The sequence below is a fragment of the Streptomyces sp. NPDC090994 genome, assembly GCF_044768905.1.
Classification (GTDB): Bacteria; Actinomycetota; Actinomycetes; order Streptomycetales; family Streptomycetaceae; genus Streptomyces.
Window position 1 is genome coordinate 1 of the sequence record NZ_JBIVWS010000023.1, and the last position, 21,899, is coordinate 21,899.

At 70.3% G+C, this 21,899-nt stretch carries 24 protein-coding genes and 3 pseudogenes; 14 read left to right on the forward strand and 13 right to left on the reverse strand.

All coding sequences use genetic code 11. From position 1 onward, the window contains the following. Positions 1–198 (forward strand): DUF475 domain-containing protein (locus ACIQR3_RS31700; RefSeq protein WP_403544094.1); only part of this gene is annotated, 198 nt, incomplete at its 5' end. Between the two features lie 3 nt (positions 199–201). Here ACIQR3_RS31700 and ACIQR3_RS31705 read toward each other — a convergent pair. Beyond that, complete coding sequence (locus tag ACIQR3_RS31705; protein ID WP_403544096.1) at positions 202–618, reverse strand: MarR family winged helix-turn-helix transcriptional regulator; 417 nt, start codon at positions 616–618, stop codon at positions 202–204. Positions 619–732: 114 nt separating this feature from the next. Here ACIQR3_RS31705 and ACIQR3_RS31710 point away from each other — a divergent pair, with 114 nt between their 5' ends. Next, positions 733–1,647, forward strand: a complete 915-nt coding sequence (locus tag ACIQR3_RS31710; protein WP_403544097.1) for an alpha/beta hydrolase — start codon at positions 733–735, stop codon at positions 1,645–1,647. 18 nt (positions 1,648–1,665) lie between these two features. Here the strand turns inward: ACIQR3_RS31710 and ACIQR3_RS31715 are convergent, their stop codons facing one another. The 3 genes from ACIQR3_RS31715 to ACIQR3_RS31725 all read right to left on the reverse strand — a co-directional run bounded on the left by ACIQR3_RS31715 (position 1,666) and on the right by ACIQR3_RS31725 (position 6,231). Beyond that, positions 1,666–2,454 (reverse strand): OBAP family protein, encoded by a 789-nt coding sequence (locus tag ACIQR3_RS31715; protein ID WP_403544099.1) that lies wholly within the window; start codon positions 2,452–2,454, stop codon positions 1,666–1,668. A 77-nt stretch (positions 2,455–2,531) separates the two neighbouring features. After that, positions 2,532–4,091 carry a glycosyl hydrolase 53 family protein gene (locus ACIQR3_RS31720; protein ID WP_403544261.1) on the reverse strand — a complete coding sequence of 520 codons (1,560 nt, stop codon included), beginning with the start codon at positions 4,089–4,091 and terminating at the stop codon, positions 2,532–2,534. Between the two features lie 118 nt (positions 4,092–4,209). After that, complete coding sequence (locus ACIQR3_RS31725) at positions 4,210–6,231, reverse strand: beta-galactosidase (RefSeq protein ID WP_403544101.1); 2,022 nt, start codon at positions 6,229–6,231, stop codon at positions 4,210–4,212. Positions 6,232–6,415: 184 nt separating this feature from the next. Between ACIQR3_RS31725 and ACIQR3_RS31730 the strand changes: the two genes are divergently transcribed. From ACIQR3_RS31730 to ACIQR3_RS31745, 4 genes are read left to right on the forward strand one after another with little or no spacing between them, the layout of a single operon-like run. Further along, positions 6,416–7,729, forward strand: coding sequence for an ABC transporter substrate-binding protein (locus tag ACIQR3_RS31730; protein WP_403544103.1), 1,314 nt, complete (start codon positions 6,416–6,418; stop codon positions 7,727–7,729). After that, positions 7,726–8,652, forward strand: a complete 927-nt coding sequence (locus ACIQR3_RS31735) for a carbohydrate ABC transporter permease (RefSeq protein WP_403544105.1) — start codon at positions 7,726–7,728, stop codon at positions 8,650–8,652. The genes ACIQR3_RS31730 and ACIQR3_RS31735 overlap by 4 nt, the downstream gene beginning before the upstream one ends. Further along, positions 8,649–9,554: a carbohydrate ABC transporter permease gene (locus ACIQR3_RS31740; protein WP_403544107.1), complete on the forward strand. Its 906-nt coding sequence runs from the start codon at positions 8,649–8,651 to the stop codon at positions 9,552–9,554. Before ACIQR3_RS31735 ends, ACIQR3_RS31740 begins: the two co-directional genes overlap by 4 nt. Further along, positions 9,551–10,582 (forward strand): LacI family DNA-binding transcriptional regulator, encoded by a 1,032-nt coding sequence (locus tag ACIQR3_RS31745; RefSeq protein WP_215166741.1) that lies wholly within the window; start codon positions 9,551–9,553, stop codon positions 10,580–10,582. Before ACIQR3_RS31740 ends, ACIQR3_RS31745 begins: the two co-directional genes overlap by 4 nt. 828 nt (positions 10,583–11,410) lie before the next feature. On the opposite strand, the gene ACIQR3_RS31750 is transcribed toward ACIQR3_RS31745, so the two are convergent. The 3 genes from ACIQR3_RS31750 to ACIQR3_RS31760 form a co-directional block, all read right to left on the reverse strand. Further along, positions 11,411–11,803 (reverse strand): VOC family protein, encoded by a 393-nt coding sequence (locus tag ACIQR3_RS31750; protein ID WP_403544109.1) that lies wholly within the window; start codon positions 11,801–11,803, stop codon positions 11,411–11,413. After that, the gene (locus ACIQR3_RS31755) at positions 11,800–12,135 is read right to left on the reverse strand and encodes an ArsR/SmtB family transcription factor (protein ID WP_403544263.1); all 336 of its coding nucleotides are present in this window, start codon (positions 12,133–12,135) and stop codon (positions 11,800–11,802) included. Before ACIQR3_RS31755 ends, ACIQR3_RS31750 begins: the two co-directional genes overlap by 4 nt. 93 nt (positions 12,136–12,228) lie before the next feature. Further along, positions 12,229–13,176: an SDR family NAD(P)-dependent oxidoreductase gene (locus ACIQR3_RS31760; RefSeq protein WP_403544111.1), complete on the reverse strand. Its 948-nt coding sequence runs from the start codon at positions 13,174–13,176 to the stop codon at positions 12,229–12,231. A gap of 107 nt (positions 13,177–13,283) precedes the next feature. Here ACIQR3_RS31760 and ACIQR3_RS31765 point away from each other — a divergent pair, with 107 nt between their 5' ends. Then, on the forward strand, positions 13,284–13,949 hold the full coding sequence (locus ACIQR3_RS31765) for a TetR/AcrR family transcriptional regulator (protein ID WP_403544113.1): 666 nt from the start codon (positions 13,284–13,286) through the stop codon (positions 13,947–13,949). 56 nt (positions 13,950–14,005) lie between these two features. Here the strand turns inward: ACIQR3_RS31765 and ACIQR3_RS31770 are convergent, their stop codons facing one another. Further along, positions 14,006–14,755, reverse strand: a complete 750-nt coding sequence (locus ACIQR3_RS31770; protein WP_403544116.1) for an SDR family NAD(P)-dependent oxidoreductase — start codon at positions 14,753–14,755, stop codon at positions 14,006–14,008. A gap of 141 nt (positions 14,756–14,896) precedes the next feature. Between ACIQR3_RS31770 and ACIQR3_RS31775 the strand changes: the two genes are divergently transcribed. The 4 genes from ACIQR3_RS31775 (at position 14,897) to ACIQR3_RS31790 (ending at position 17,201) form a co-directional block, all read left to right on the forward strand. Then, positions 14,897–15,331 (forward strand): Rrf2 family transcriptional regulator, encoded by a 435-nt coding sequence (locus tag ACIQR3_RS31775; RefSeq protein ID WP_403544118.1) that lies wholly within the window; start codon positions 14,897–14,899, stop codon positions 15,329–15,331. A gap of 96 nt (positions 15,332–15,427) precedes the next feature. Next, positions 15,428–16,030 (forward strand): XdhC family protein, encoded by a 603-nt coding sequence (locus ACIQR3_RS31780; protein WP_403544120.1) that lies wholly within the window; start codon positions 15,428–15,430, stop codon positions 16,028–16,030. 94 nt (positions 16,031–16,124) lie between these two features. Continuing rightward, positions 16,125–16,358 (forward strand): XdhC family protein, encoded by a 234-nt coding sequence (locus ACIQR3_RS31785; protein WP_403544265.1) that lies wholly within the window; start codon positions 16,125–16,127, stop codon positions 16,356–16,358. A gap of 261 nt (positions 16,359–16,619) precedes the next feature. After that, on the forward strand, positions 16,620–17,201 hold the full coding sequence (locus tag ACIQR3_RS31790; protein WP_403544122.1) for a phosphotransferase: 582 nt from the start codon (positions 16,620–16,622) through the stop codon (positions 17,199–17,201). A gap of 169 nt (positions 17,202–17,370) precedes the next feature. On the opposite strand, the gene ACIQR3_RS31795 is transcribed toward ACIQR3_RS31790, so the two are convergent. From ACIQR3_RS31795 to ACIQR3_RS31810, 4 genes and pseudogenes are all read right to left on the reverse strand, one after another. Then, positions 17,371–17,532: a hypothetical protein gene (locus ACIQR3_RS31795; protein WP_403544124.1), complete on the reverse strand. Its 162-nt coding sequence runs from the start codon at positions 17,530–17,532 to the stop codon at positions 17,371–17,373. A 210-nt stretch (positions 17,533–17,742) separates the two neighbouring features. Continuing rightward, positions 17,743–18,633, reverse strand: a complete 891-nt coding sequence (locus tag ACIQR3_RS31800) for an NmrA/HSCARG family protein (protein ID WP_403544126.1) — start codon at positions 18,631–18,633, stop codon at positions 17,743–17,745. A gap of 83 nt (positions 18,634–18,716) precedes the next feature. After that, positions 18,717–19,157, reverse strand: coding sequence for a MarR family winged helix-turn-helix transcriptional regulator (locus ACIQR3_RS31805; RefSeq protein WP_403544128.1), 441 nt, complete (start codon positions 19,155–19,157; stop codon positions 18,717–18,719). A gap of 406 nt (positions 19,158–19,563) precedes the next feature. Then, positions 19,564–19,782 (reverse strand): annotated as a pseudogene (locus tag ACIQR3_RS31810) (TrmO family methyltransferase); the annotation flags it as partial. Positions 19,783–19,946: 164 nt separating this feature from the next. On the opposite strand from ACIQR3_RS31810, the pseudogene ACIQR3_RS31815 reads away from it, so the two are divergent. Further along, a pseudogene (locus ACIQR3_RS31815) lies at positions 19,947–20,114 on the forward strand (trehalase-like domain-containing protein); the annotation flags it as partial. Between the two features lie 177 nt (positions 20,115–20,291). Here the strand turns inward: ACIQR3_RS31815 and ACIQR3_RS31820 are convergent. Continuing rightward, positions 20,292–20,453 (reverse strand): annotated as a pseudogene (locus ACIQR3_RS31820) (LysR family transcriptional regulator); the annotation flags it as partial. A gap of 197 nt (positions 20,454–20,650) precedes the next feature. On the opposite strand from ACIQR3_RS31820, the gene ACIQR3_RS31825 reads away from it, so the two are divergent. Together ACIQR3_RS31825 and ACIQR3_RS31830 are read left to right on the forward strand one after the other, a co-directional pair. Further along, the gene (locus tag ACIQR3_RS31825) at positions 20,651–21,307 is read left to right on the forward strand and encodes a UbiX family flavin prenyltransferase (RefSeq protein ID WP_403544129.1); all 657 of its coding nucleotides are present in this window, start codon (positions 20,651–20,653) and stop codon (positions 21,305–21,307) included. Continuing rightward, positions 21,304–21,897 (forward strand): non-oxidative hydroxyarylic acid decarboxylases subunit B, encoded by a 594-nt coding sequence (locus ACIQR3_RS31830; RefSeq protein WP_403544131.1) that lies wholly within the window; start codon positions 21,304–21,306, stop codon positions 21,895–21,897. The genes ACIQR3_RS31825 and ACIQR3_RS31830 overlap by 4 nt, the downstream gene beginning before the upstream one ends. Positions 21,898–21,899 lie beyond the last annotated feature (2 nt).

Genomic DNA, 21,899 nt, shown 5'->3' on the forward strand with positions numbered 1-21,899 from the left:
GCCCACTACGCCATCGGCGCCCTCGCCGTCATCCTGCTGATCACCATCCAGTACCAGATCAGCGAGCTGATCACCGGCCTCATCGGCGTGGTCCTAATCGGCGCCTCCTTCTGGTCCTCCGTACGCCGCAACAAGCGGCTCGCCGAGGCCGAGGGACCAGGAAACAGCGAGAAGGCGGAAGTCTCCTCCGCAGTGTGAGTCTCAGGCGGGCGGGGCGAGCAGGTCCTGGAGGATGCGCCGCAGCTCGGCGCGGTCCTGCGGAGTGATCCTCGCCAGCCTGCGGTCGTACTCCGCCGCGAGGGCGGCGAGCGCCCGGTCCCGTGCCTCGGCGCCCTCACCGGTCAGGACGAGCCGGTGACGCCGCAGGTCCTCGTCATCGATCTCGCGCCGGACGAACCCCTTGGCGACAAGGTTGCGGACATAGACCGTGACGCTCGCCTTGGGCAGCAGCAGTGCCGTGGCGATCTCGGCCGGGTACCGCGACGCTTCCACCTCGGCCAGCACGAAGAACTCCTTCGTCTCCAGCCCCAGTTCGGCCAGTTCCGGCGTGCAGGCGTCCATCACGACGCTCAGCAGCCGCTGGTTCAGCGTCCACAGCTGCGCCCCGTCGACCGGCATGCGGTCCCCCATCAAGAATCGAGGTGGTACGGTCTCGTACTAGTTCCGAACTGTACCAGTAGAGGTTCTGTACTGGACGACGACGGAACGACCACCTCACGAAGGGGGACCGCCATGCTCCAGCACCTCACGATCCCGCGAGGGCCGATCCACCTCGCGGCCGACCTCCACCTGCCCGACGACGCCGACAGCTCCACGCCGCTGCGCGCCGTGGTGCTTTCCACACCCGGCAGCAGCGTGAAGGAACAGATCGGCGCGAACTACGCCTCGCGCCTCGCCGCCCGCGGCATCGCGGCGCTCGTCTTCGACCCCGCCCACCAGGGGCAGAGCGGTGGCGAACCCCGCGACCTGGAAGACCCCTACCGCCGAGGCGAGGACATCTCCTACGCCCTCGACGCGCTGACCACGATCCCCGGTATCGACCCGCATCGCGTCGGCGTCCTCGGCATCTGCGCCGGCGGCGGCTACGCCGTGCACACCGCCCGCACCGACCACCGCATCAAGGCCGTCGGCACAGTCGTCCCCGCCGACATCGGCACCGCGTTCCGCGGTTTCCAGCCCGACGGCCCGGCCACCGCACTCGACGCCCTCGCCGACGCGCGCACGGAGGACATCCGCTCCGGCGAGCCGACCCGGGTGAACTGGCTGCCCGACACCCTGGAGGACGCCGCGGCGGCCGGGCTGACCGACATCGACACCACCCAGGCGATCACCTACTACCGCACCGAACGGGGCATCGCCGAGCACACCACCAACCGCCGCCTCGCGCGCGGCGACTCCCTCCTGCTGGGCTACGACGCGTTCCACCTGGTCGACCCACTCATGACCCAGCCACTGCAGGTCGTTCTCGCCGGACGCGTCGGCACCACCGGCTCCTACGACGCCGGCATGCGGCTGTGGAAGACGGCCCCCCATCCCGTCGACCTCATGGTGATCGACGGCGCCGGACACTACGAGATGTACGACGAGCCCGAGTACGTCGACGCCGCAGTCGAACGGCTCGCGCGCTTCTACGTCACCCACCTGTGAGGCGTCCGGCCGCGGCAGCTACCGCTTGACGTCCACCTCCTTGAGGCGGGTCCGTACGGTCCGGCCGCTCTCCCACGCGTTGGCGCCCGGTGCCACGTCCGGGACCGGGATGTCCGCCCGGCCGCGCCGCTTGCGGGACGTCGAGACGCCGAGCCGCTCGTCCCGGGCCCGGACCAGGTCCGGCGCGAGCTGCCCGTCCTCGGTGAAGCCCATCATCAGCTGCGGGATGCCGTAGGGGAAGTCGTCGCGGTCGTACTGCCAGGTGTGGAACGTCTTGCCGTAGGTCGTCACGAGGTCCTCGAAGTAGGCGTGCTCGGCCATGTCGGGGATGCCCGGGGCGGTGAGGGTGCCGGACTTCACCTCGTAGTGGTGGCTGTGCCACAGCCGTTTCTCGTCCTCGGGCAGGGCGCGGAACCGCTCCTCGCTGATGATGTACTCGATGCCGATCAGACGGGCGTCGGGCGCGTTGCGGTCGAAGATCACGCACTGGTGCAGGTCGTGCTGGAGATGGATGCAGAAGTGCGTGGCTTCCACCTGCCGGCCCATGTCGTCGGCGTACATGTGGAAGCCGTCGAGGTAGGTGCTCATCGCGTCGAGCGGGTGTTTCGGCTGCATGGCGCCGGCCGCGAGGTCCAGCGCGCGGTGCTTGAGCGGGTGTCCCTTGCCGGTCTTGCTGATCGTGGCGGCCTTGCGGCCGAACAGCAGACCGGCAGCAGCCGTCACACCCGCCGCGACACCGATGCCGATGCTCGCGGCCGGTCCCCGGCCGGAGCCGTGAGTGCGGGATGTGCCGTGTGTGAGTGCCATGGGCGGCGAGTACCCCCCGGACGCGGTGCGTCGCATCCGGTACGGAGAAATCCGCCGGGGACCGGGGGTGGGACGGGTCAGCGGTGGCTGAACCAGCTCATCGCCGGCAGGGCCCGGTCGTCGTAGCCGAAGAGGGCCTGGTTCTCCCAGCCGTTGCCTGAGGCGGGGTCGGCGGGGTCCCAGCCGTTGCCGGTGACGGCGGTCCAGGTGGCCTCCCAGTAGAAGACGCCCAGGCCGCGGCCGTTCGGTACGGCCTCCACGATGCTCGCGATGTCGTTCATCCACCTCGTCTGCCCGGCGGTGGTGGCCGGGTAGCCGGGGACGAGTTCCGCGTCGAGGTCGATGATGTTCTCTTGCGCGTCCTCGCTGTCGAGGCGGAAGGGGTAGGCCGTCTCGGCGACGAAGACCGGCTTGCCGTAGCGGGCGGCGGCGTCGTCCAGGGTGGTCTGGAAGTCGGCCAGCGCCCCGTGCCAGTACCCGTAGTACGACAGGCCGATGGCGTCGAACCGCACGCCGTTCGCCACGGCCGAGTCGAACCACCAGCGGGTGCCCTCCAGGTCACCGCCCTCGGCCAGGTGCAGCGCCACGGTCGTGGCGGGGCTGACCGCCTTGGCCGCGTCGTAGCCGGAGTCGAGCAGTCCGGCGAGCTGCGGCCAGTTGCCGGTGGAGCCCTCGTCCCACAGCATGCCGCCGTTGATCTCGTTGCCGATCTGGACCATGTCGGCGGTGGTGCCCTGGGCCTTCAGCGCGTTCAGCACGTCGTACGTGTGGCTGTACACGTCCGTCTTCAGCTGGGCGTAGGAGTGCGAGGCCCAGGCGGCCGGCTTGGTCTGCTTGCCGGGGTCGGCCCAGGAGTCCGAGTAGTGGAAGTCGACGAGGAGCTTCATGCCCTGGGCCTTGATCCGTTTGGCCAGGGCGAGGACGTGGGCCTTGTCGTTGTAGCCGTCGGCCGGGTCCACCCAGACCTTCAGGCGGGCGTAGTTCATGCCGGCCGACCGCAGGACGGTGAGCGGGTCGGCGGTGGCGCCGGAGGCGGTGCGGTAGGTCCCGCCCTCTGCCTCGCTCTTGGCGAGGGAGGAGATGTCGGCGCCGTGCACGGTGGTGCCGCCGGTGCCGGGGGCGAAGGTCAGGTCGTCGACGTTGATCCAGTTGCCCGCGTTGGCGTCGCTGTTGATGCTGACGGTGCACTGGCGGGTGGTGACGGTGACCGGCACGACGATCCGGATCCAGCCGCTCGCGGAGACCGGGAGGCCGGTGCGCTGTTCGGTGCCGCCGCAGTTCTTGAGCGCTATGTACGCGGAGTTCTGGCCGCCGCCGGAGCGGACCCAGGCGGTGAGCCGGTAGTCGCCGTTGGCGAGGCCGGACAGGTGCTGGTAGGTCTCGGCCTGGTAGGCGGTGGACGCCCAGTGGCTCAGCCGGTAGCCGCCGCCGTGGCCGCCCGCCTCGACGTAGGAGGCGCCGGCCGAGCCGTGCTCCGACCAGCCGGCGGGGGTGGCCGCGCCGGTGCCGTCGGCTTCGAAGCCGCCGTTGGTGAGGGTGCTCGCCGCCTGGGCGGCGGGCGCGGGTACCAGGGTGAGGGCGAGCCCCGCGGTGAGCGGAAGCAGCAGGGCTCTGAGCGTGCGTCCGGGATGGAACATCATCGTCCGTCGTCCCTTCGACGTAGGGGAAGGTACCGGGCGGAGGACGGCCGGCCCTCCGCCCGGGGGTGGTGCGGGCGGTCCCCGGCCCGCGGAACGTGCGCCGGGGACCGTTCGTTCAGCCGTCGAGCCGGACGACCCGTACGGCCCCCGCGGGGACCTCGATGCGGCCCGCGGCGCTCTCGCCCGTCAGCAGTTCGGTGCCGGGCGTGTCCAGGGGCACCTTGGCGTCGGTGCCGGTGTGGTTGATCGCGAAGAGGTAGCTGCCCGACTCGCCGGTGCGCCGCACCACCTCGACGTCGCGGGGGAGGTCGGGGCGGGCCGGGACGCGCGCGTCCTCGCCGGCCCGGGCCAGCACCGCGTCCAGGCCGTCGGCGCCGAGGCGGGTGGAGACGTACCAGGCGGTGCCCTCGCCGAGGCGGTGCCGGGTGACGGCGGGACGGCCGGCGGCCGGGCCGTCCGCGTACGTCCACACGGTCTCGGCGCCGCGCGGGACCACGAACTCGGTCCAGACGTCGGCGGCCAGGCCGGTGCCGTCGGGGCCGGTGACCCGGACCGTGCCGCCCTCCAGCAGCGGTGCGAACTCCTCGACGGTCAGGCCGAGCACGTCCCGCAGCGCGCCGGGGCAGGCGCCCTCGTGGACGGCGTCGTGCTGGTCGACGATGCCGCAGAAGTACGACACCAGCAGCGTGCCGCCGCCCTCCACGTACCGGGTGAGGTTGCGGCCGGCCGCCTCGGTCATCAGGTACAGCGCGGGCACCACGACCAGGGGGTAGGCCGACACGTCGGCCTCCGGGTGGGCGAAGTCGACCGTGAGGTGACGGTCGTAGAGCGCCTCGTAGAAGGCGTCGGCGCGTTCGCGGGCGTCATGGTCCTCGCTGGGCCGCCACTCCAGGTTCTGCGCCCACCAGGAGTGCCAGTCCCACAGGACGGCCACGTCGGCGACCGTGCGGGTGGAGCGGATCTCGCGCAGTGCGTCGAGTGACGCGCCGAGCCCGACCACCTCGCGCCAGACGCGGGTGTCGGTGCCGCCGTGCGGCAGCATCGCGGAGTGGAACTTCTCGGCGCCGCGCCGGGACTGCCGCCACTGGAAGAACATCGCGCCCTCGGAGCCGCGGGCCACGTGGGCGAGGGAGTTGCGGGCCATCTGTCCGGGGGTCTTGGCGGGGTTGCGCGGCTGCCAGTTGACGCCCGAGGTGGAGTGCTCCAGGAGCAGCCAGGGGGCGCCGCCCGCCACCGAGCGGGTCAGGTCGGCGGCCATGGCGAGGTTGACGTGGGTGCGGCGGCCGTCCGTGATCAGGTAGTGGTCGTTGGTGACCAGGTCGACCTCGCGGCCCCAGGCCCAGTAGTCGATCGAGTCGCACTGGCTGAGGGCGGTCATGAAGTTGGTGGTGACCGGGACGCCGGGTGAGAGGCGGTGCAGGATGTCGCGTTCCGCGCGGAAGTTCTCGCGGATGGTGGCGTCGGCGAACCGCTTGTAGTCCAGCGCCTGGGCCGGGTTGCCGACCGTGGGGGTCAGGCGCGGCGGGTTGATCTCGTCGAAGCCGCCGTAGCGCTGGCCCCAGAAGGCGGTGCCCCACGCCTCGTTGACCGCGTCGACCGTGCCGTACTCCGCCGCCAGCCAGCGGCGGAAGTGGGCGGCGCAGGAGTCGCAGTAGCAGGCGGAGACGGGGACGCCGTACTCGTTGTGCACGTGCCACAGGGCGAGCGCGGGGTGGTCGCCGTAGCGTTCGGCGAGCCGGGTGGTGATGTCCGCGGCGGCGGCCCGGTAGTCGGCGTTGCTGTGGCAGATGGCGCCGCGGGAGCCGAACTCGTAGCGCCTGCCGTCGGCGGTGACGGGCAGCGCCTCGGGGTGGGCCCGGAAGAACCAGACCGGGGGGACCACGGTGGGGGTGCCCAGGTCGACGCGGATGCCGTTCGCGTGCAGCAGGTCCAGCACCCGGTCGAGCCAGCCGAAGTCGTACGTCCCCGGCGCGGGTTCCAGCAGCGCCCAGGAGAAGATCCCCACGCTCACCATGGAGACGCCGGCCTCCCGCATCAGCCGGACGTCCTCGGTCCAGACGCTTTCCGGCCACTGCTCGGGGTTGTAGTCCCCGCCGAAGGCGAGCCCGGTGAGGCCCTTGGGGGTGGTCTCCGGCATGTAAGTCTCCCGGTCGATCGATCATTTGGGAACGTGCACACACATGGTGGGCGGTGCGGGCCCACCATAACCGCACAGCAACAACCATTGACAAGTGTCCGGGACGTTTCTCTACTGTGAACGCTCACAGACGCATGGCAGGTCCTCGTGACATGCGAGGACCCTGTTTTCAGGGGAGATATCCATGCCGCACACGAAGCACCGTCGCCTCGTGGCCACCGCCGTCGCCGTCGCGCTCGGCGCCACCGCGCTCGCCGCCTGCGGATCGGAGGACGACGAGGCCGGCTCGGGTCCCGTTTCGCTCACGTACTGGACCTGGACGCCCGGCATGGACAAGGTCGTCGACCTGTGGAACAAGGGGCCGGGCAAGAAGGAACGGATCAGCGTCACGGTGAAGAAGCAGGCGTCCGGCGACACGCTGGTCACCAAGATCCTCACCGCGCACAAGGCCGGCGAGGCCCCCGACCTGGTCCAGGCCGAGTACCAGGCGCTGCCCACGCTGGTCAGCAATGACGCGCTGGCCGACATATCCGGCGAGGTCGGCGACGCGGAGGCCGCGTTCGCCGAGGGCGTCTGGCAGCAGACCACGCTGGGCACCGACGCGGTCTACGCGGTGCCGCAGGACATCGGGCCGATGATGTTCTACTACCGCGCGGACCTGTTCGAGAAGTACGGCCTCGAAGTCCCCGCCACCTGGGACGAGTTCGCCGAGACCGCCCGGGCGCTGAAGAAGAAGGCCCCGGAGGTGGACCTCACCACCTTCTCCGCCAACGACTCCGGCCTCTTCGCCGGCCTCGCCCAGCAGGCCGGCGCCAAGTGGTGGACCACCGAGGGCGAGAAGTGGAAGGTCGGCATCGACGACGCGGCGACCAGGAAGGTCGCCGAGTTCTGGGGCGGACTCGTGAAGGAGGGCGCCATCGACAACCAGCCGATGTACACCCCGGCCTGGAACAAGGCGCTCAACACCGGCAAGCAGATCGCCTGGGTCAGCGCCGTGTGGGCCCCGGGCACCCTGACCACCGCCGCGCCCGACACCGCCGGCAAGTGGGCCATGGCGCCGCTCCCCCAGTGGTCCGGCGGCGAGAACGTCACCGGCAGCTGGGGCGGATCCTCCACCGGCGTCACCACGGACTCCGACGACAAGGAGGCCGCCGCGAAGTTCGCCACCTGGCTGAACACCGACGGCGAGGCCCTGAACGCGCTCGCCGAGGAGAGCGGCATCTACCCGGCCGCCACCGCCGCCCAGACCAGCGGCGCCTTCGCCGAGCCGCCGGAGTACTTCTCCGGCCAGGAGGACTTCTGGAGCGAGGCCGCCGAGATCGCGGGGACCACCGCGCCGTCCGCCTGGGGCCCGAACGTCAACGTCGCCTACACGACGTTCAAGGACGCCTTCGGCGCCGCCGCCAAGAACAAGTCGGACTTCACCGCCGCCCTCACCGCCATGCAGGACGCCACCGTCGCCGACCTGGAGAAGCAGGGCTTCGAGGTCGCCCGGTGACCAGCACGGCACGCCGCAGGCCGTACGGGGTGCGGACCGCCCCGTACGCCTTCCTCCTCCCCGCGACGCTCCTGTTCGCCCTGTTCTTCGCGTTGCCCATCGGCTACGCGGTCTGGCTCAGCTTCCGCAAGGTGCGGGTCTCCGGCCTCGGCCTGGGCTCGGGCGCCCGCACCGAGGTCTGGGCCGGCCTGGAGAACTACACCGCCGCCCTCACCGACAGCGAGCTGTTCGACGGCGCCCTGCGCGTGCTCGGCTACGGCGTGATCGTCGTCCCCGTGATGCTGGGCCTGGCGCTGCTGTTCGCGCTGATGCTCGACTCCGAGCGGGTACGGCTCGCCCCGTTCACCCGGCTTGCGATCTTCCTGCCGTACGCCGTCCCCGGTGTGGTCGCGGCGCTGCTGTGGGGCTTCCTGTACCTGCCGGACGTCAGCCCGTTCTACTTCGTGCTCGACGGACTGGGGCTGCCGCAGCCGGACCTGCTGGACGGCGGTCCGCTCTACCTCGCCCTGTCGAACATCGCGGTGTGGGGCGGCACCGGCTTCAACATGATCGTCATCTACACCTCGCTGCGGTCGATCCCGGCCGAGGTGTACGAGGCGGCGAAGCTGGACGGCGCCGGCCCGCTCCAGATCGCGCTGCGCATCAAGATCCCGATGGTGGCCCCCTCCCTGGTGCTGACCTTCTTCTTCTCGATCATCGCCACGCTCCAGGTGTTCAACGAGCCCACCACCCTCAAACCCCTCACCAACTCCGTGTCCACCACCTGGAGTCCGCTGATGAAGGTGTACCAGGACGCCTTCGGCAAGGGCGACATCTACGCCGCCGCGGCCCAGGCCACCCTCATCGCGCTGGTCACGCTGCTGCTGTCCTTCGGCTTCCTGCGGGCCGCGAACCGTCGTCAGAAGCAGGAGGCGGCCCGATGAGTTCCCTCGCCCTGCGCGAGTCCGCGCCCGCCGCGGGCACCACCCCCGACGCCGCCCAGAAGCCCCCGCGGCGCCGGCGGATCGCCCTGCTCCCGACCGTGACGCTGCTGCTCGGCGCGGTCTACTGCCTGCTGCCCGTGGCCTGGGTGGTGATCGCCTCCACCAAGTCGGGCAGCGAACTGTTCTCCACCTTCACCTTCCTGCCGGGCAGCGGGTTCACCGAGAACCTGTCCGACCTCAGCGCCTACCGCGACGGCGTGTACTGGCAGTGGATGGGCAACTCCGCCCTGTACGCCGTGGCCGGCGCCCTGCTCTCCGCGGCCGTGTCGGCGTGTGCCGGGTACGCGCTGGCGGTCTACCGCTTCCGCGGCCGGGAGGCGATGTTCAACGTGCTGCTGGCCGGGGTGCTGATGCCGCCGGTGATCCTCGCCGTCCCGCAGTACCTGCTGCTGGCCCAGGCCGACCTGACGGACTCCTACCTGTCCGTGCTGCTGCCGCAGATCCTCTCCCCGTACGGCGTCTACCTGGCCCGGGTCTACGCCGCCGCGGCCGTCCCGGCGGACGTGGTCGAGGCCGGACGGATGGACGGCGCGAGCGAGTGGCGGATCTTCACCCGGATCGCGCTGCCGATGATGGTGCCGGGCCTGGTGACGGTCTTCCTGTTCCAGTTCGTGGCGATCTGGAACAACTTCCTGCTGCCGTACATCATGCTCAGCGACGACGAGAAGTTCCCGATCACGCTCGGCCTGTACACGCTGCTGGAGCAGGGGGCGAACACCCCCGCCCTGTACACGCTGGTGGTCACCGGCGCCTTCCTCGCGGTGTTCCCGCTGGTGGCGCTGTTCCTGGTGGTCCAGCGGTTCTGGAGTCTGGACCTGCTGTCCGGGGCCGTAAAGTCATGACCATGAGCAAGGCAGGGGGCCGGCCCAGACCACCGACCATCCACGACGTGGCGCGCGAGGCGGGTGTCTCGCGCGGCACCGTCTCGCGCGTCCTCAACGGCGGGCACTACGTGAGCCCGGCGGCACAGGAGGCGGTCAACGCCGCGATCCGCAGGACCGGGTACGTGGTGAACCGGCACGCGCGCTCGCTGATCACCGGCCGGTCGGACTCGGTGGGCTTCCTGCTGACGGAACCCCAGGAACGCTTCTTCGAGGACCCCAACTTCAACGTCCTGCTGCGCGGCTGCACCCAGGCGCTGGCCGCACACGACATCCCGCTGCTGCTGATGCTGGCGGGAACGGACGACGAACGGCGGCGCATCACGCGGTACATCACCGCGGGGCACGTCGACGGAGTGCTCCTGGTCTCCAGCCACTCCGGCGATCCGGTGGCGCAGGAACTGCTGGAGGCGGGGGTGCCGCTGGTCGCCTGCGGCAAGCCGATCGGGCTGGGGTCCAAGGTGAGTTACGTGGCCGCGGACGACCGCGACGGCGCCCGCGACATGGTCCGGCATCTGCTCTCGCTCGGCCGCCGCCGCATCGGCATGGTCACCGGTCCGCTGGACACACCCGGCGGTGTGGAACGGCTCGCCGGCTACCAGGAGGAGCTGACCGGGGCGGGTCTTCCGGTCGACGACCGGCTCATCGCCTCCGGTGACTACAGCCGGGCCAGCGGCGAGGCGGGCGCCGAACTGCTGCTCGCCCGGGCGCCCGACCTGGACGCCGTGTTCGTCGCCTCGGACCTCATGGCGCAGGGCGTGCTCGCGGCGCTGCGGCGGGCCGGGCGGCGGGTGCCGCAGGACGTGTCCGTCGGCGGCTTCGACGACTCCCCCGCCGCGCCCGCGGCGAGCCCGGCGCTGACGACCATCCGGCAGCCGTGGGACCGGATCAGCTCGGAGATGGTACGGGTGCTGCTCGCCCAGGTCGGCGGCGAGGACCCGGCGGCGGTGATCCTGCCGACGGAGCTGGTGGTGCGGGAGTCCGCCTGAGCCGCTGTCCGGCCGGCCGCGGGCCGCCGGCCGACCTGCCCGGGACACCGGCCGGCTCGCCCGCGGGAAGGGTCTGAGCGGCCTTCCGCGGTCCGTGGTGGTCAGGCCGGTACACCGGCGCGCGGCGCGGGGCCATCAGGCGTAGCGTCGGGTACGGACCTCCGGGGGAGGCCGCCCGCACGCACGCGGCCTGGTGTGTCTTCCACACGCGCCCCACGGCGTACCGATGACCGGGCTTCCGGACGACGTGACGCCCACCGCTGCGCCCCTCCCTGTGCGCACGCGCGACCCGCCGGCTCCGTCCGCCTCCGCGGCCCGGCAGCGTCCCTGGAAGACGGCAGAACGTCATGACCACGAAGAGCGCCGTCACCCACGTCCGGACCGCGTTCGGCTGGGTCGATCCGACCTTCGACCACCTGGAGGTCTTCGCCTGCGGAACCGACGGCACCCTCCAGCACACCTGGCAGACGGCCCCGGGCGATGCCATGAACTGGGACGGGCGGCTGGTCCTCATGGGCTCCGACGGCCGGCTCGAAGCGTGCTGCCGGGGCAACTACAGCCCGGCGGGCTCCACCTACGACATGCTGCACGCCTACCAGCGTCCCCACGTCAACGGCTGGGGCACGCTGGAGACGACCAGTGACCCGGCGGTCGCCACGGACGCCGAAGGCCGTCTCCAGGTCTTCGCTCTCTTCGGGGAACACACCCTGCGAACACCTTGCGGTACATCCGGCAGAACGTGCCCGACGACCACACCGACTGGTCCCCCTGGCAGTCGCTGGGCGTCCCCCAGAGCTGACGTCACGGCTGCGGGTGAGCCCCGTCCGCCTACTGGGGCTGGGTCGCGATCTGGATCAGGTTGCCGCAGGTGTCGTCGAAGACGGCGGTGGTGACGGGGCCCGCTTCCAGGGGCTCCTGGGTGAAGCGGACGCCGAGGCCGCGCAGGCGCTCGTACTCCGCCGTCACATCGTCGACGGCGAACTGGGCGAGCGGGATGCCGTCCTCGACGAGCGCGTCGCGGTAGGGCCTGACGGCCGGGTGGCCGGAGGGCTCCAGGAGGAGTTCGATGCCGTCGGGCGCGTCGGGCGAGACGACGGTCAGCCACCGGTCCTCGCCGCCCAGCGGGACGTCGTGCTTCTTCACGAAGCCGAGGACCCGGGTGTAGAAGTCCAGGGCCTTGGCCTGGTCGTCGACGAAGATGCTGGTCAGCTGGATCTTCATGGCGTGCTTTCCTTCGGTGCGGAGGTGTCGGGCGCGGGCCATCGCTCGGCTATCTGCCGCAGCGGGGCCGTGTTCAGGTCGTGGAACTTGTAGCGGCCCTCCCGCCTGGTCTCGACGAGCCCGGCCGCCTCCAGCACGGCGAGGTGCTGGGAGACCGCCTGGCGCGAGATGTCGAGCCGGTGCCGCATGCTCAGCCGCGAGCAGATCTCGAACAGCGTCTGCCCGGACCTCTCCGCGACGACGTCGAGGATGGTGCGGCGGGTGGGGTCGGCCAAGGCTTTGAAGATGTCGTCGGCCCCCTCGACTTGATAGGCAAGTGATGACTTGCCTATCAAGTCGAGGGGGCACCCCGCGGAGAACACCGGGCCACGTCCCCGCGCGCCGAAGAGGACCGCCCCCGTGGTCCCGGCGCCGGCCGGCACGGGCTACCTGGCGGTGGCCGAGCCGGAGGGGAACAGGCCCTGCCGGGACTCGGCGAGAGGGAACCGCACCCCGGTGAGGTCTTCGGACACGGCCCACAGCCGCTGCTGCACGGCCGCCTCGTAGGACTGCGGGCTGGAGGCGACCGGCCGGGGGTGGCCCTTGACCTCGAAGCGTCCGCCGGGGCCGTAGTACTGGCCGCCGAGCACGGCGGGGTCGGTGGCGGCGCGCAGCGTCGGCAGCGCGCCCATCGCCGGCGTCTGGGTGATCAGCGGCGCGAGCCAGGTGACGGGCAGGCGGAGCGCGGCGGGGGTGTTGCGGATCAGCTCGGTGTTGGACACGCCGGGATGGGCGGCGACCGCGACGGTGGTGCCGTGCGCGGCGAGCCGGCGCTGCAGCTCGTACGTGAACATCAGGTTGGCCAGCTTGGACTGGCCGTAGGCGCCGGTCCGGCTGTACGACCGCTCCCAGTGCGGGTCGTCGAAGTGGATCGCGGCCCGGATGCGGTGGCCGGTGCTGCTGACCGTCACCACGCGCGAGCCGGGCACCGGCAGCATCAGGTCCAGCAGCAGCCCGGTGAGCGCGAAGTGGCCGAGGTGGTTGGTGCCGAACTGCATCTCGAAGCCGTCGGCGGTGGTCTGCTTCGGGGTGTACATCACGCCGGCGTTGTTGATCAGCAGGTCGAGCCGGTCGAGCCGGGACCGCAGCGCCGCCGCCGCGGTCCGGACGGAGTCGAGCGAGGACAGGTCCAGCGCCTGCACGGTCACGTCGCCGGACATGCGGGCCGCGGCGCGCTCGCCCTTCTCCACGTCGCGCACGGCGAGCACCACGGAGGCACCGCGCCCGGCGAGCGCCTTGGCGGTCTCGTACCCCAGGCCGGTGTTGGCGCCGGTCACCACGGCCACCCGTCCACGCTGGTCCGGGATGTCCGCCGTCGTCCACTTGCCACTCATGCCGAGCTCCCCACTGCTTAAGTACCGGAGGTATCTTGCGCGTCGACACTAAAGTACCCCCGGTACGCTGTCAACGTACCGGGGGTACTTAAGTTAGGATGGTGATCGTGACTTTTCAGCGGGCGCGCACCGAGGAGCAGCGGGAGATCCGCCGGCGGGCGATCCTCGACACGGCGTCGGCGATGCTCGACGAGATGCCTGTGGCCGAGGTCACCCTGAACGAGCTGAGCCGCCGCGTGGGACTGGCGAAGCCGAACGTGCTGCGCTACTTCGAGTCGCGCGAGGCGGTGCTGCTGGAGTTGCTGGACCGCCTCCTGCGGGAGTGGCTGACGGACCTGGCGGACGAGTTGGCCGCGGGCGTCGACGAGGACCTGCCCATGGCGGAGCGGGCGGCGGCGGTGGCCGACGTCCTCAGTCGCTCCCTCTCCGGCCGGGTGGTGCTGTGCGACCTCTTCGGCGCGCAGAGCAGCGTCCTGGAACGCAACGTCTCCGTCGAGGTCGTCACACGCTACAAGCGCGCTTCCCTGGACCGCCTGGCCACCATGACCGCCCTGCTCCTGAAGTACCTGCCGGAGCTGGGCGAGAACGCGACGCTGTTCAGCCTGCAGACCATGCTCACGGCCGGTGCGCTGCCGGCGTACGCCACACCCCCGCCCAGCCTGGAGGCGGCCTACCAGGCCGAGCCCGACCTGGCCCGCTTCCACCTGGAGCTGGAGGACGCCTTGAAGCTGGGCCTGACCGCCACCCTGCTGGGCGTGCTCCCCCGCACCTGATCCACGGCGCGCTGGAACCGGCCGCCTCCAGCGGGGTGCGCGGCAGGGATGCGGGGTCAGGCGTTGTAGCCGCCGTGGGCGTCCAGCACCGCGCCCGTGACGTACGACGCGGCGGGGCCCGCCAGGAAGGCGATCGCCGCGGCGATTTCGTCGGGGTGCCCCATACGCTGGAGGGACAGCGAGCCGAGCAGGGCCTTGAGGGTCTCGGGGTCCGGCGGCTGCATGCCGCCCTCCATCAGTCCGGCTTCCACGACGTTGGCCGTGATGTTCCGGGGCCCGAGGTCGCGTGCGACGCCCATGGTGTACCTCTCGATCCCGGACTTGGTCGCCGCGTAGTCGGCGAGACCGGGGGCGCCGACCCGGGAGCCGAGTCCGGAACTCACCGTGATGACGCGGCCGCCCGTGCGCAGCACTCGGGAGGCGGCCCGGATGACGGCGATCACGCCGAGGTAGTTGGTGGCGTGCATCCGGTCCAGTGCGGCGGTGTCGGCGTCCGGGTCGTCCACCGTGCCGGCCACGGAGATCGCCGCGTTGTTGACGAGGATGTCCAGGCCGCCGAAGTACGCGATCACGTCGTCGATCAGCGCCGGCGCCCGGCCCGTGTCCGCCTGGTCGGACTGGAAGGCGACGGCCTTGGCTCCCTTGCCGTGCACCTCGTGGACGACGGCCTGCGCCTGCTCCTCGGAGCTGACGTAGGTGAAGGCGACATCGGCGCCCTGCTCGGCCAGCAGCCGTACGGTCGCGGCCCCCAGTCCGCGCGATCCCCCGGTCACCAGGGCGACCTTGCCCATGAGTGGCTTGTTCATTCTTCTCACCTCGTTGATTGGCCCTTTCGGCAGTCGAAACACTAATTGTTACGACAGAAGGATGCAACCTTTGTTGTTACGACTACGCTGCCGCTGTCGCGCTGTCGTAACATGAAGCGTTGCGGCCGACAGGAGGAGTCCATGAGCGCCAACAGCAGGCTCACGATCGCCGCCCACGCGCTGGCCTGGATCGGCCTCTACCAGCGCCAGGGCCATGAGGTCGCCACCTCCGAGCAGATCGCGACCAGCGCGAACACCAACCCGGTGGTGATCAGACGGCTGCTCGGCGAGCTGCGCAGGGCCGGGCTCGTGGAGTCCCGGCGGGGCGTGGGCGCGGGCTGGTCGCTGGCACGTGAGCTGGAGTCCATCACCCTGCTCGACGTGTACGAGGCGGTGGAACCCGGCCCGCTGTTCGCCATGCACCGCGCCGCCCCGGACCAGGAATGCGTCGTGGGTCACGGCATCCAGCCGGCCATGCGGAACATCTACGAGGGCATCGAGCAGACCCTGAGGCGCGAGCTGGCCCGCGTCACGCTCGAGGACGTCCTCCGGGACGTACTCGCGGCACCTCGCTAGTGCTCTGACCGCATGCCCCCGCCGGAGTGAGCGTGCGCGTGGCGCCGACGCGGAAGGCGCCTCAGCGCGCGTGCTGTTCAGGGACACCAGCAGCGTGTGGTCCCCAAAGGGTCCCCAGAAAAGACAGCTGCCCCCGGCGTTTGGTCCGGCCCGGTCCACGGTTCATCGGCACGTTCCCGATGGGCACCACCGAGTTCGTCATCGCCGGACTGCTGCCCGAGAAGCCGCAACGGCAGATGTTGCCGCTCATCCACTCGGCGCTCCTCTGGCCCATGCCCGTGCCCCCTGCGGTGCACGCCGAATTGTCCGGCAGACAGCCGGTCAGACGCACCGCCTGCCGGATCACCGGGCCGCCACCCGTCCCCCGTCGAACGGCGGCGGCCCACCTACCCCGCCCGATCACCGCGATTCACCCACTGGTGCTGCGAACACCGCCCCTTCGCCCCGGCCGCGATCGTCAGCGTCACCGGTAGCGCGCCTCTGCCGGTCGGTAGCTCGCTCGCGGTCGACGAAGACGGCACCGCCGTGGGCAGCGTGTCCGGCAGATCCGCAAAGCATCCGCTTCTGAAGACCCCCCCCTCACAGAGGCAGCGAACGGCCGGACCGCCGCTGTGGCGCAGGTCGTGGACGGACCAGCGCACCTCCTCGGCGGCCTCCTCACCTTGGACGAGGACGGCCGCCTGTGCGGCACTGACCTGAGCGCAGACACGAGCCGCGCCGTCACGGGGCACACTCGGGCGCTCCTCCGGGCCGGACGAACGGCACGCAGCGTCCTCGGCGGTGACACCGCCACCTGCCCCGAGCAGCTGACCCTCCTGGTGCACGTGACCGCCACGAACGGACCACCGTCGACGCCCGCACCGTCAGCTGCGTCCTCACCCACGACGCCGGATTCGACATCCCCCTCCTGCACCTGGCCCTCACCCTGCCCGTCGGCTGCGTCGGCGTCATGGGCTCACGCCGCATCCACGACGAGCGCATGCACTACCTGGACGAGGCCGGACTCACAGAGTCTCCGCCAACCTGAAGACGCAGGTCTGCGGAGTAGATCATCTGACGGAGTTGTGCCGCGGGATCAAACGGCAGGACAAGTGAATGGCAGTTCGAGGTAACGATCGGGCAGGGTGGACGGATGCCTGAGTCGTCCTTGCCCGGAGGTTTCGTCAATGCGGTCGTGCGTGTCGGGGACACGGTGCGCCGTCCTGCCTCGGCTCGCACGAGGTTCGTAGGTGATCTGCTGAGGTTGCTTGAAGCCCGTGGCTGGAGTGGTGCTCCGCAGTATCTCGGTGTGGACGACGAGGGCCGTGAAGTTCTCAGTTACCTCGAGGGGCATGTGGCGTGGGAGCCGCGTCAGCCTGCTGCTGTCTCATCCGACGAGAGTCTCGCGACGGTCGCCCGGCTCGTGCGTGAGTTCCACGACCTGACGGCCGGCACCCCGCTGGCCGGCGACCAAGAGGTCGTGTGCCACAACGACCTGTCGCCCAAGAACACGGTCTATCAGCTGTCCGGTGGGGAGCTTCGACCAGCGGCATTCATCGACTGGGACCTCGCGGCGCCGGGCGCGCGGATCCATGACATCGCTCATGTCTGCTGGCAGTACCTCGGTCTGGGTCCTTCGGTCACCGATGTCGAGGAGGCTGCCCGGCGGTTGAGGCTGATTGTTGACAGCTACGAGTTGGGGGACCGGCAACATCTCGTGTCTACGATCTTGTGGTGGCAGGACCGGTGCCGGCGGGGCATCGAGTCCCAGGCTGATGCCGGTGATGTCGCCATGGCCCGGCTCCGTGACGCAGGGGCGGTTCGGCACGTCCGGGCGGCCTACCAGTGGGTTTCCGATCATCGGGGTGCACTGGAACGCTCAGTGCGGTGAGCACATGAGTAACGTTCGCGGTGGGTTCGCTGGTTCCTTCCCGTGGCGGTCGGACGACCTTCCACGATCCGACGCATGCTGGATTCGCCGAACGTGTCCTTGACCGGGTGAGTGAGCAGCTCGCCGAGGAGCGCGCCTCGGCCGCCCCGGCGCCGGGGCAGGTGGGCGGTCAAGCGGTGATGCTGATCCCGTACCGCACGCCGGATGCGGAGGAGACCGTGCTCCCGCCGGACTGCCGGCGCATCCTCGCCGCCGTGCGCCAGGCCGCCGGACCGGTCATGGCGCGCCAGATCGGCGAGGTGGTGGGGATGGATGTCAGCGTGCGCTCCAAGCTGGAACCGCTCCGTAGCAAGCTGGTCACCGCCGGACCACTGGCCAGGACAAGGTGGCCCGACCTTCTGGCAACCGCTCCGCCACCCGCACCCACGTCACACCCCAGAGCACGCCACCACGGCGGCGCCCGTTCTCGACGCGGAGCGACAAGTGATGTCAGCTTCCAGACGCACCACTCGTTGACACGCTGTCATCCGCGGCCGGAGGCTCAGGAACCAGCCACGTTCGTGGGCGCGGTCCAGCCGGTAGCTCGGATCCACTCGACCAGGTCCAGGGTGGCCGGCTCGATCGAGCGCACCACCGCGAGGTCCGAAGGGGGTTCCGCCGCTTCCGCGAACTGGCGGAACATCGCCTTGTCGAGGTCATTGGGAAGCACGCTCAACGGGAGGGCCTCGTACCGTGCCGGGAGCCCGGCGCGCGCGCCGAACGCCGCGGCGATCTGGGGGCCCGTCAGCTCGTCGCCGACGAGTTCGACGGTTCCGCCGGGCGCCTCCGCGGCGTCGAGCAGGAGCGCGGCGGCGACCCGGCCGATGTCCCTGACCGAGATCATCTTCAGGGCGACGTCCTCCGGCAGCGGCAGCCTCAGCACGATCTCCCCGTGCTCCAGGCTCGGCGCCATCACGCTCGCGAAGTTCTCCATGAAGGCGGTCGCGCGAACCATCGTGGCCCTCAGGCCGGACTTCCTCAGGTGCTCCTCGATCCAGTGCTTCGAGTCATGGTGCGGCACACCCGACTCCCGGTCCGCTCCGAAGACCGAGTTGAACACGACGTGCGGTACGCCCGCCTCGGCCGCCGCGTCGACGAGCGCGGTACCGACGCGGATCTCCGCCTCGACCTCTTCGAGGCTGTTCGCCTCCGGGGTCATGAAGTAGAACCCCTGGACCGTCGCCAGCGCGGCGGCCAGCGACGCCGGGTCGTCGGCCCGGATGGCCGCCAGTTCGACGCCGCGGGCGGCCAGCGCCTGAGCCCGGTCGGACTGCGGGTTGCGGACCAAAGCCCGCACCCGCGCCTTGTGGTCCAGCAGCGCGTCGACCACCGCCCCGCCCTGTTGCCCCGTCGCACCGAAGACTGCGATCGTGCCGGTCGTCTGTGTATTCATCGCTGCCACCCTTCACTAGTTCATGGCGTGAACGAAACTAGTTCACGGCATGAACTACGTCAAGGCGCGGGTGCAGCGGGACCTCACGGTGTGATGGGTTGGTTCGAGGTGGGCGAAGAGAGGTCCGAGGTGTCCACGATGGCGGTGGCCACGCGCTCGAAGTCGCGCTGGTCGTCGGCGTCGAGGTTCCTCGCGATCTCGGGCAGGCGCCTGGCGACCTCGTCGTAAACGGCCTCGGCGAGCACCTTCCCTGTGGGCGTCACACTGAGCATGACGACCCGTCGGTCCTGCGCCGAGCTCGCCCGGCCGACCAACTCACGTCGCGCGGTGCGATCGACCAGCTGGCTCAATGCGTTCTTGGTCATACCCAACGACGCTGCGAGGTCAGCCATCTGCCGCGGCTCGTCCCTGACTGCACAGAGCAGCGTGGCTTGCGAGGGGGTCAGGTCGAACTCTGCGCAGATCTGCGCGTACTTGCGTTGAATCACAACCGAGAGCCAGAAGAGCTTGTCGCCATAGTCCACGTCGGCCTCCTCCGTCCGATGACGAACGATCAGCCTACTCGTCGCGGGCCGGCACACCCCGCCACTCACCAGGAGATACACACCCCTGCGAAACCGGCCCGACACTCCTGCCCCAACCACTTTGATCGACCCACCTACGGCAGAGGGCCCGCCGGATTGCTCCGGCGGGCCCTCTGACCTGCGACTGTCTCCAGTCGGGACGACAGGCTGTGAACCTGCGCCCCCTTGACCCCCAGGAGTGAGAGCCACGGGAAATATCTGCGCATATCGGCCAGACAGAGGATGCAGGAGGTGCCTCCGCGCGCGTGCTGTTCAGGGTCCCGAGCACCGTGTGGGCTCCGTCGCCTCTCATCGACGAGCTCGGTGCCCGTGGTGCGCAGAACTGGTAGCGCTGTGCAATCGACCTGGCGAGCATCTCGCCCGGCCAGACCGGCTGACGAACGACTCCTCGGAGCCCCATCTGCTGAAAGTACGGGGCCAAGTCCACGACCGGCGCCCCCTCGACCGCGTCGAAATCTGTCACCAGGAGGACGCGGCCTTCCACGCTGACCAACTTCGGGTAGCCGACAGCCAGTTGATTGGGGCGCCGGTGATTCCGGTGAACGAAGGTTCCGGTCGCCGGCCAGTGTCAGATGGGAGAACTCCTCGATGGAGCGGCTTTCGTGCCGAGGCTTGAGCAGGCGTCCCTCGGCTTCGGTAGCTGCCGAGCGTCCCCTCACAGCCGTTCCCAGCCGCTGCAGTGACCCAGAAACTATCCCCGGATCCCGGGGACCTACGGAGACCCACACGATGAAGCGCCTTCCGCGTATCGAGCAGTACGGCCTGATCGGCGACATGCAGACCAGCGCTCACGTCTGCGATGTCGGTTCGATCGACTGGCTGTGCCTGCCTCGCTTCGACTCCCCCGCCGTCCTGGCCGGCCTGCTAGGCACGCAACAGCACGGCACTTGGCAGGTAGAACTCCTCACGAAATGCGGTGCGCGACAGTCGGGTGTGTCAGCGGTGACCGGATTTCTTGCGTGCCCGGCGCGCACGTCACAGCACCACAGTCCCAGGTCCAGAGCGCATGCATACGAGCCCGATCGCATAGGCCACGCCGCATCCCCCGCTGCTCATCGACCGTCCTCGCGATCTCTTACGGTACGCGGCCTGGAACAGGGCCGTCCCGAGATCACGCTCCAGGCCACGCACCGCCTGGGACCACGACGGCTGCGACGCGTACAGCGCCGACGCCGCCCGGTCGAAGCCGCCACGGTCGACGACCGCCAGGAAGTACTCCAACTGCCGGACGTCCATACCGCTCCGCTCTCACCCGTCACGCGTTCCTTCCCGCATACAGCCAGCACCCTGGTGCGACGCGCACGGCCGACAGGGCGGCACCCCTGTCCGGGATGCCGCTTTCGCCCGGTAACGGAATACTTCTGCGCGGTAGCGCAGTATTCGTGATCCCCGCACAGATGTTGTTCCCACACAGGGGAAGAAGAGAGGCTGACATGGCGGAGCAGCGCAGTATCACCCTGGCCGTCACCGGCGCCGGCGGTACCCGCATGGCCCGCTATGTGCTGGCCGCGCTGGAGCGCGACGAGCGGGTCGCCCACGTGGACCTGCTCGTCTCACCCAACGGTCGCAAGCTCGTCGCGCACGAGTTCGGCAGTGCCGAGGACGGTGACATGGCCCAGGTGCTGCTGGGCCGGACCTCGCCCAAGGTGTCGGCGTGGGACGCGGGCGGCTGGGACGGTCCGCACACCTCGGGCAGCTACCCCAGCTGGGGCATGATCGTCGTGCCGTGCTCACTCGGCACCGTCAGCCGGGTCGCGCAGGGGCAGTCGTCCTCGCTGATCGAAAGGGCCGCCGATGTCTGCCTGAAGGAGCGCCGCCCGCTGGTGCTGTGCGTGCGCGAGACCCCGTTCAACCTGGTCCACCTGCGCAACATGACGCAGGCCACCGAGGCCGGTGCGGTCGTCTACCCGATGATCCCGACGTACTACAACCTGCCAGGCACGGTGGGGGAGATGTTCGAGGAGTTCACCGCCCGGCTGCTGGGCTTCGCCGGCCTGGACCAGACCGACTATTACGCGTGGCAGGAGGGCGGCAGCCCGGCCGCCAATGAGCGGGCCGCCGCCCGTACGGCGACGGGGGCGGGCGCGTGACCGGGCGGCTCGTCGTCGGCATGACCGGGGCCAGCGGCGCGCCGGTCGGGGTCCGGCTGCTGGAGGTGCTGCGCGGCATCGACGGTGTGGAGACTCACCTGGTGCTGTCCCGCTGGGCCCGCACCACCATCGAGCTGGAGACCCCCTACAGCGCCCGGGAGGTCGCCAAGCTCGCCGATGTCGTGTACGGACCCGGTGACCAGGCGGCCGCGATCTCCTCCGGCTCGTTCCCGACCGACGGCATGGTGATCGCGCCGTGCAGCATGAAGACCGTCGCGGGCATCCGTACCGGGTACGCCGACGGGCTGATCGGACGGGCCGCGGACGTGACACTGAAGGAGCGGCGCCGACTGGTCCTCGTACCGCGTGAGACCCCGCTGAGCGAGGTCCACCTGGAGAACCTGCTCGCCCTGTCCCGGATGGGCGCGGTGGTGGTGCCGCCGGTGCCCGCCTTCTACAACCGGCCGACCGGCCTCGACGACATCGTCGACCACCTGGTGGCGCGGGTTCTGGACCAGCTGGGCATCGTCACCGACCACCCGGGCCGCTGGACCGGCCTGGCCGCGGCCCGCGAGCAACCGGGTCTCTGATC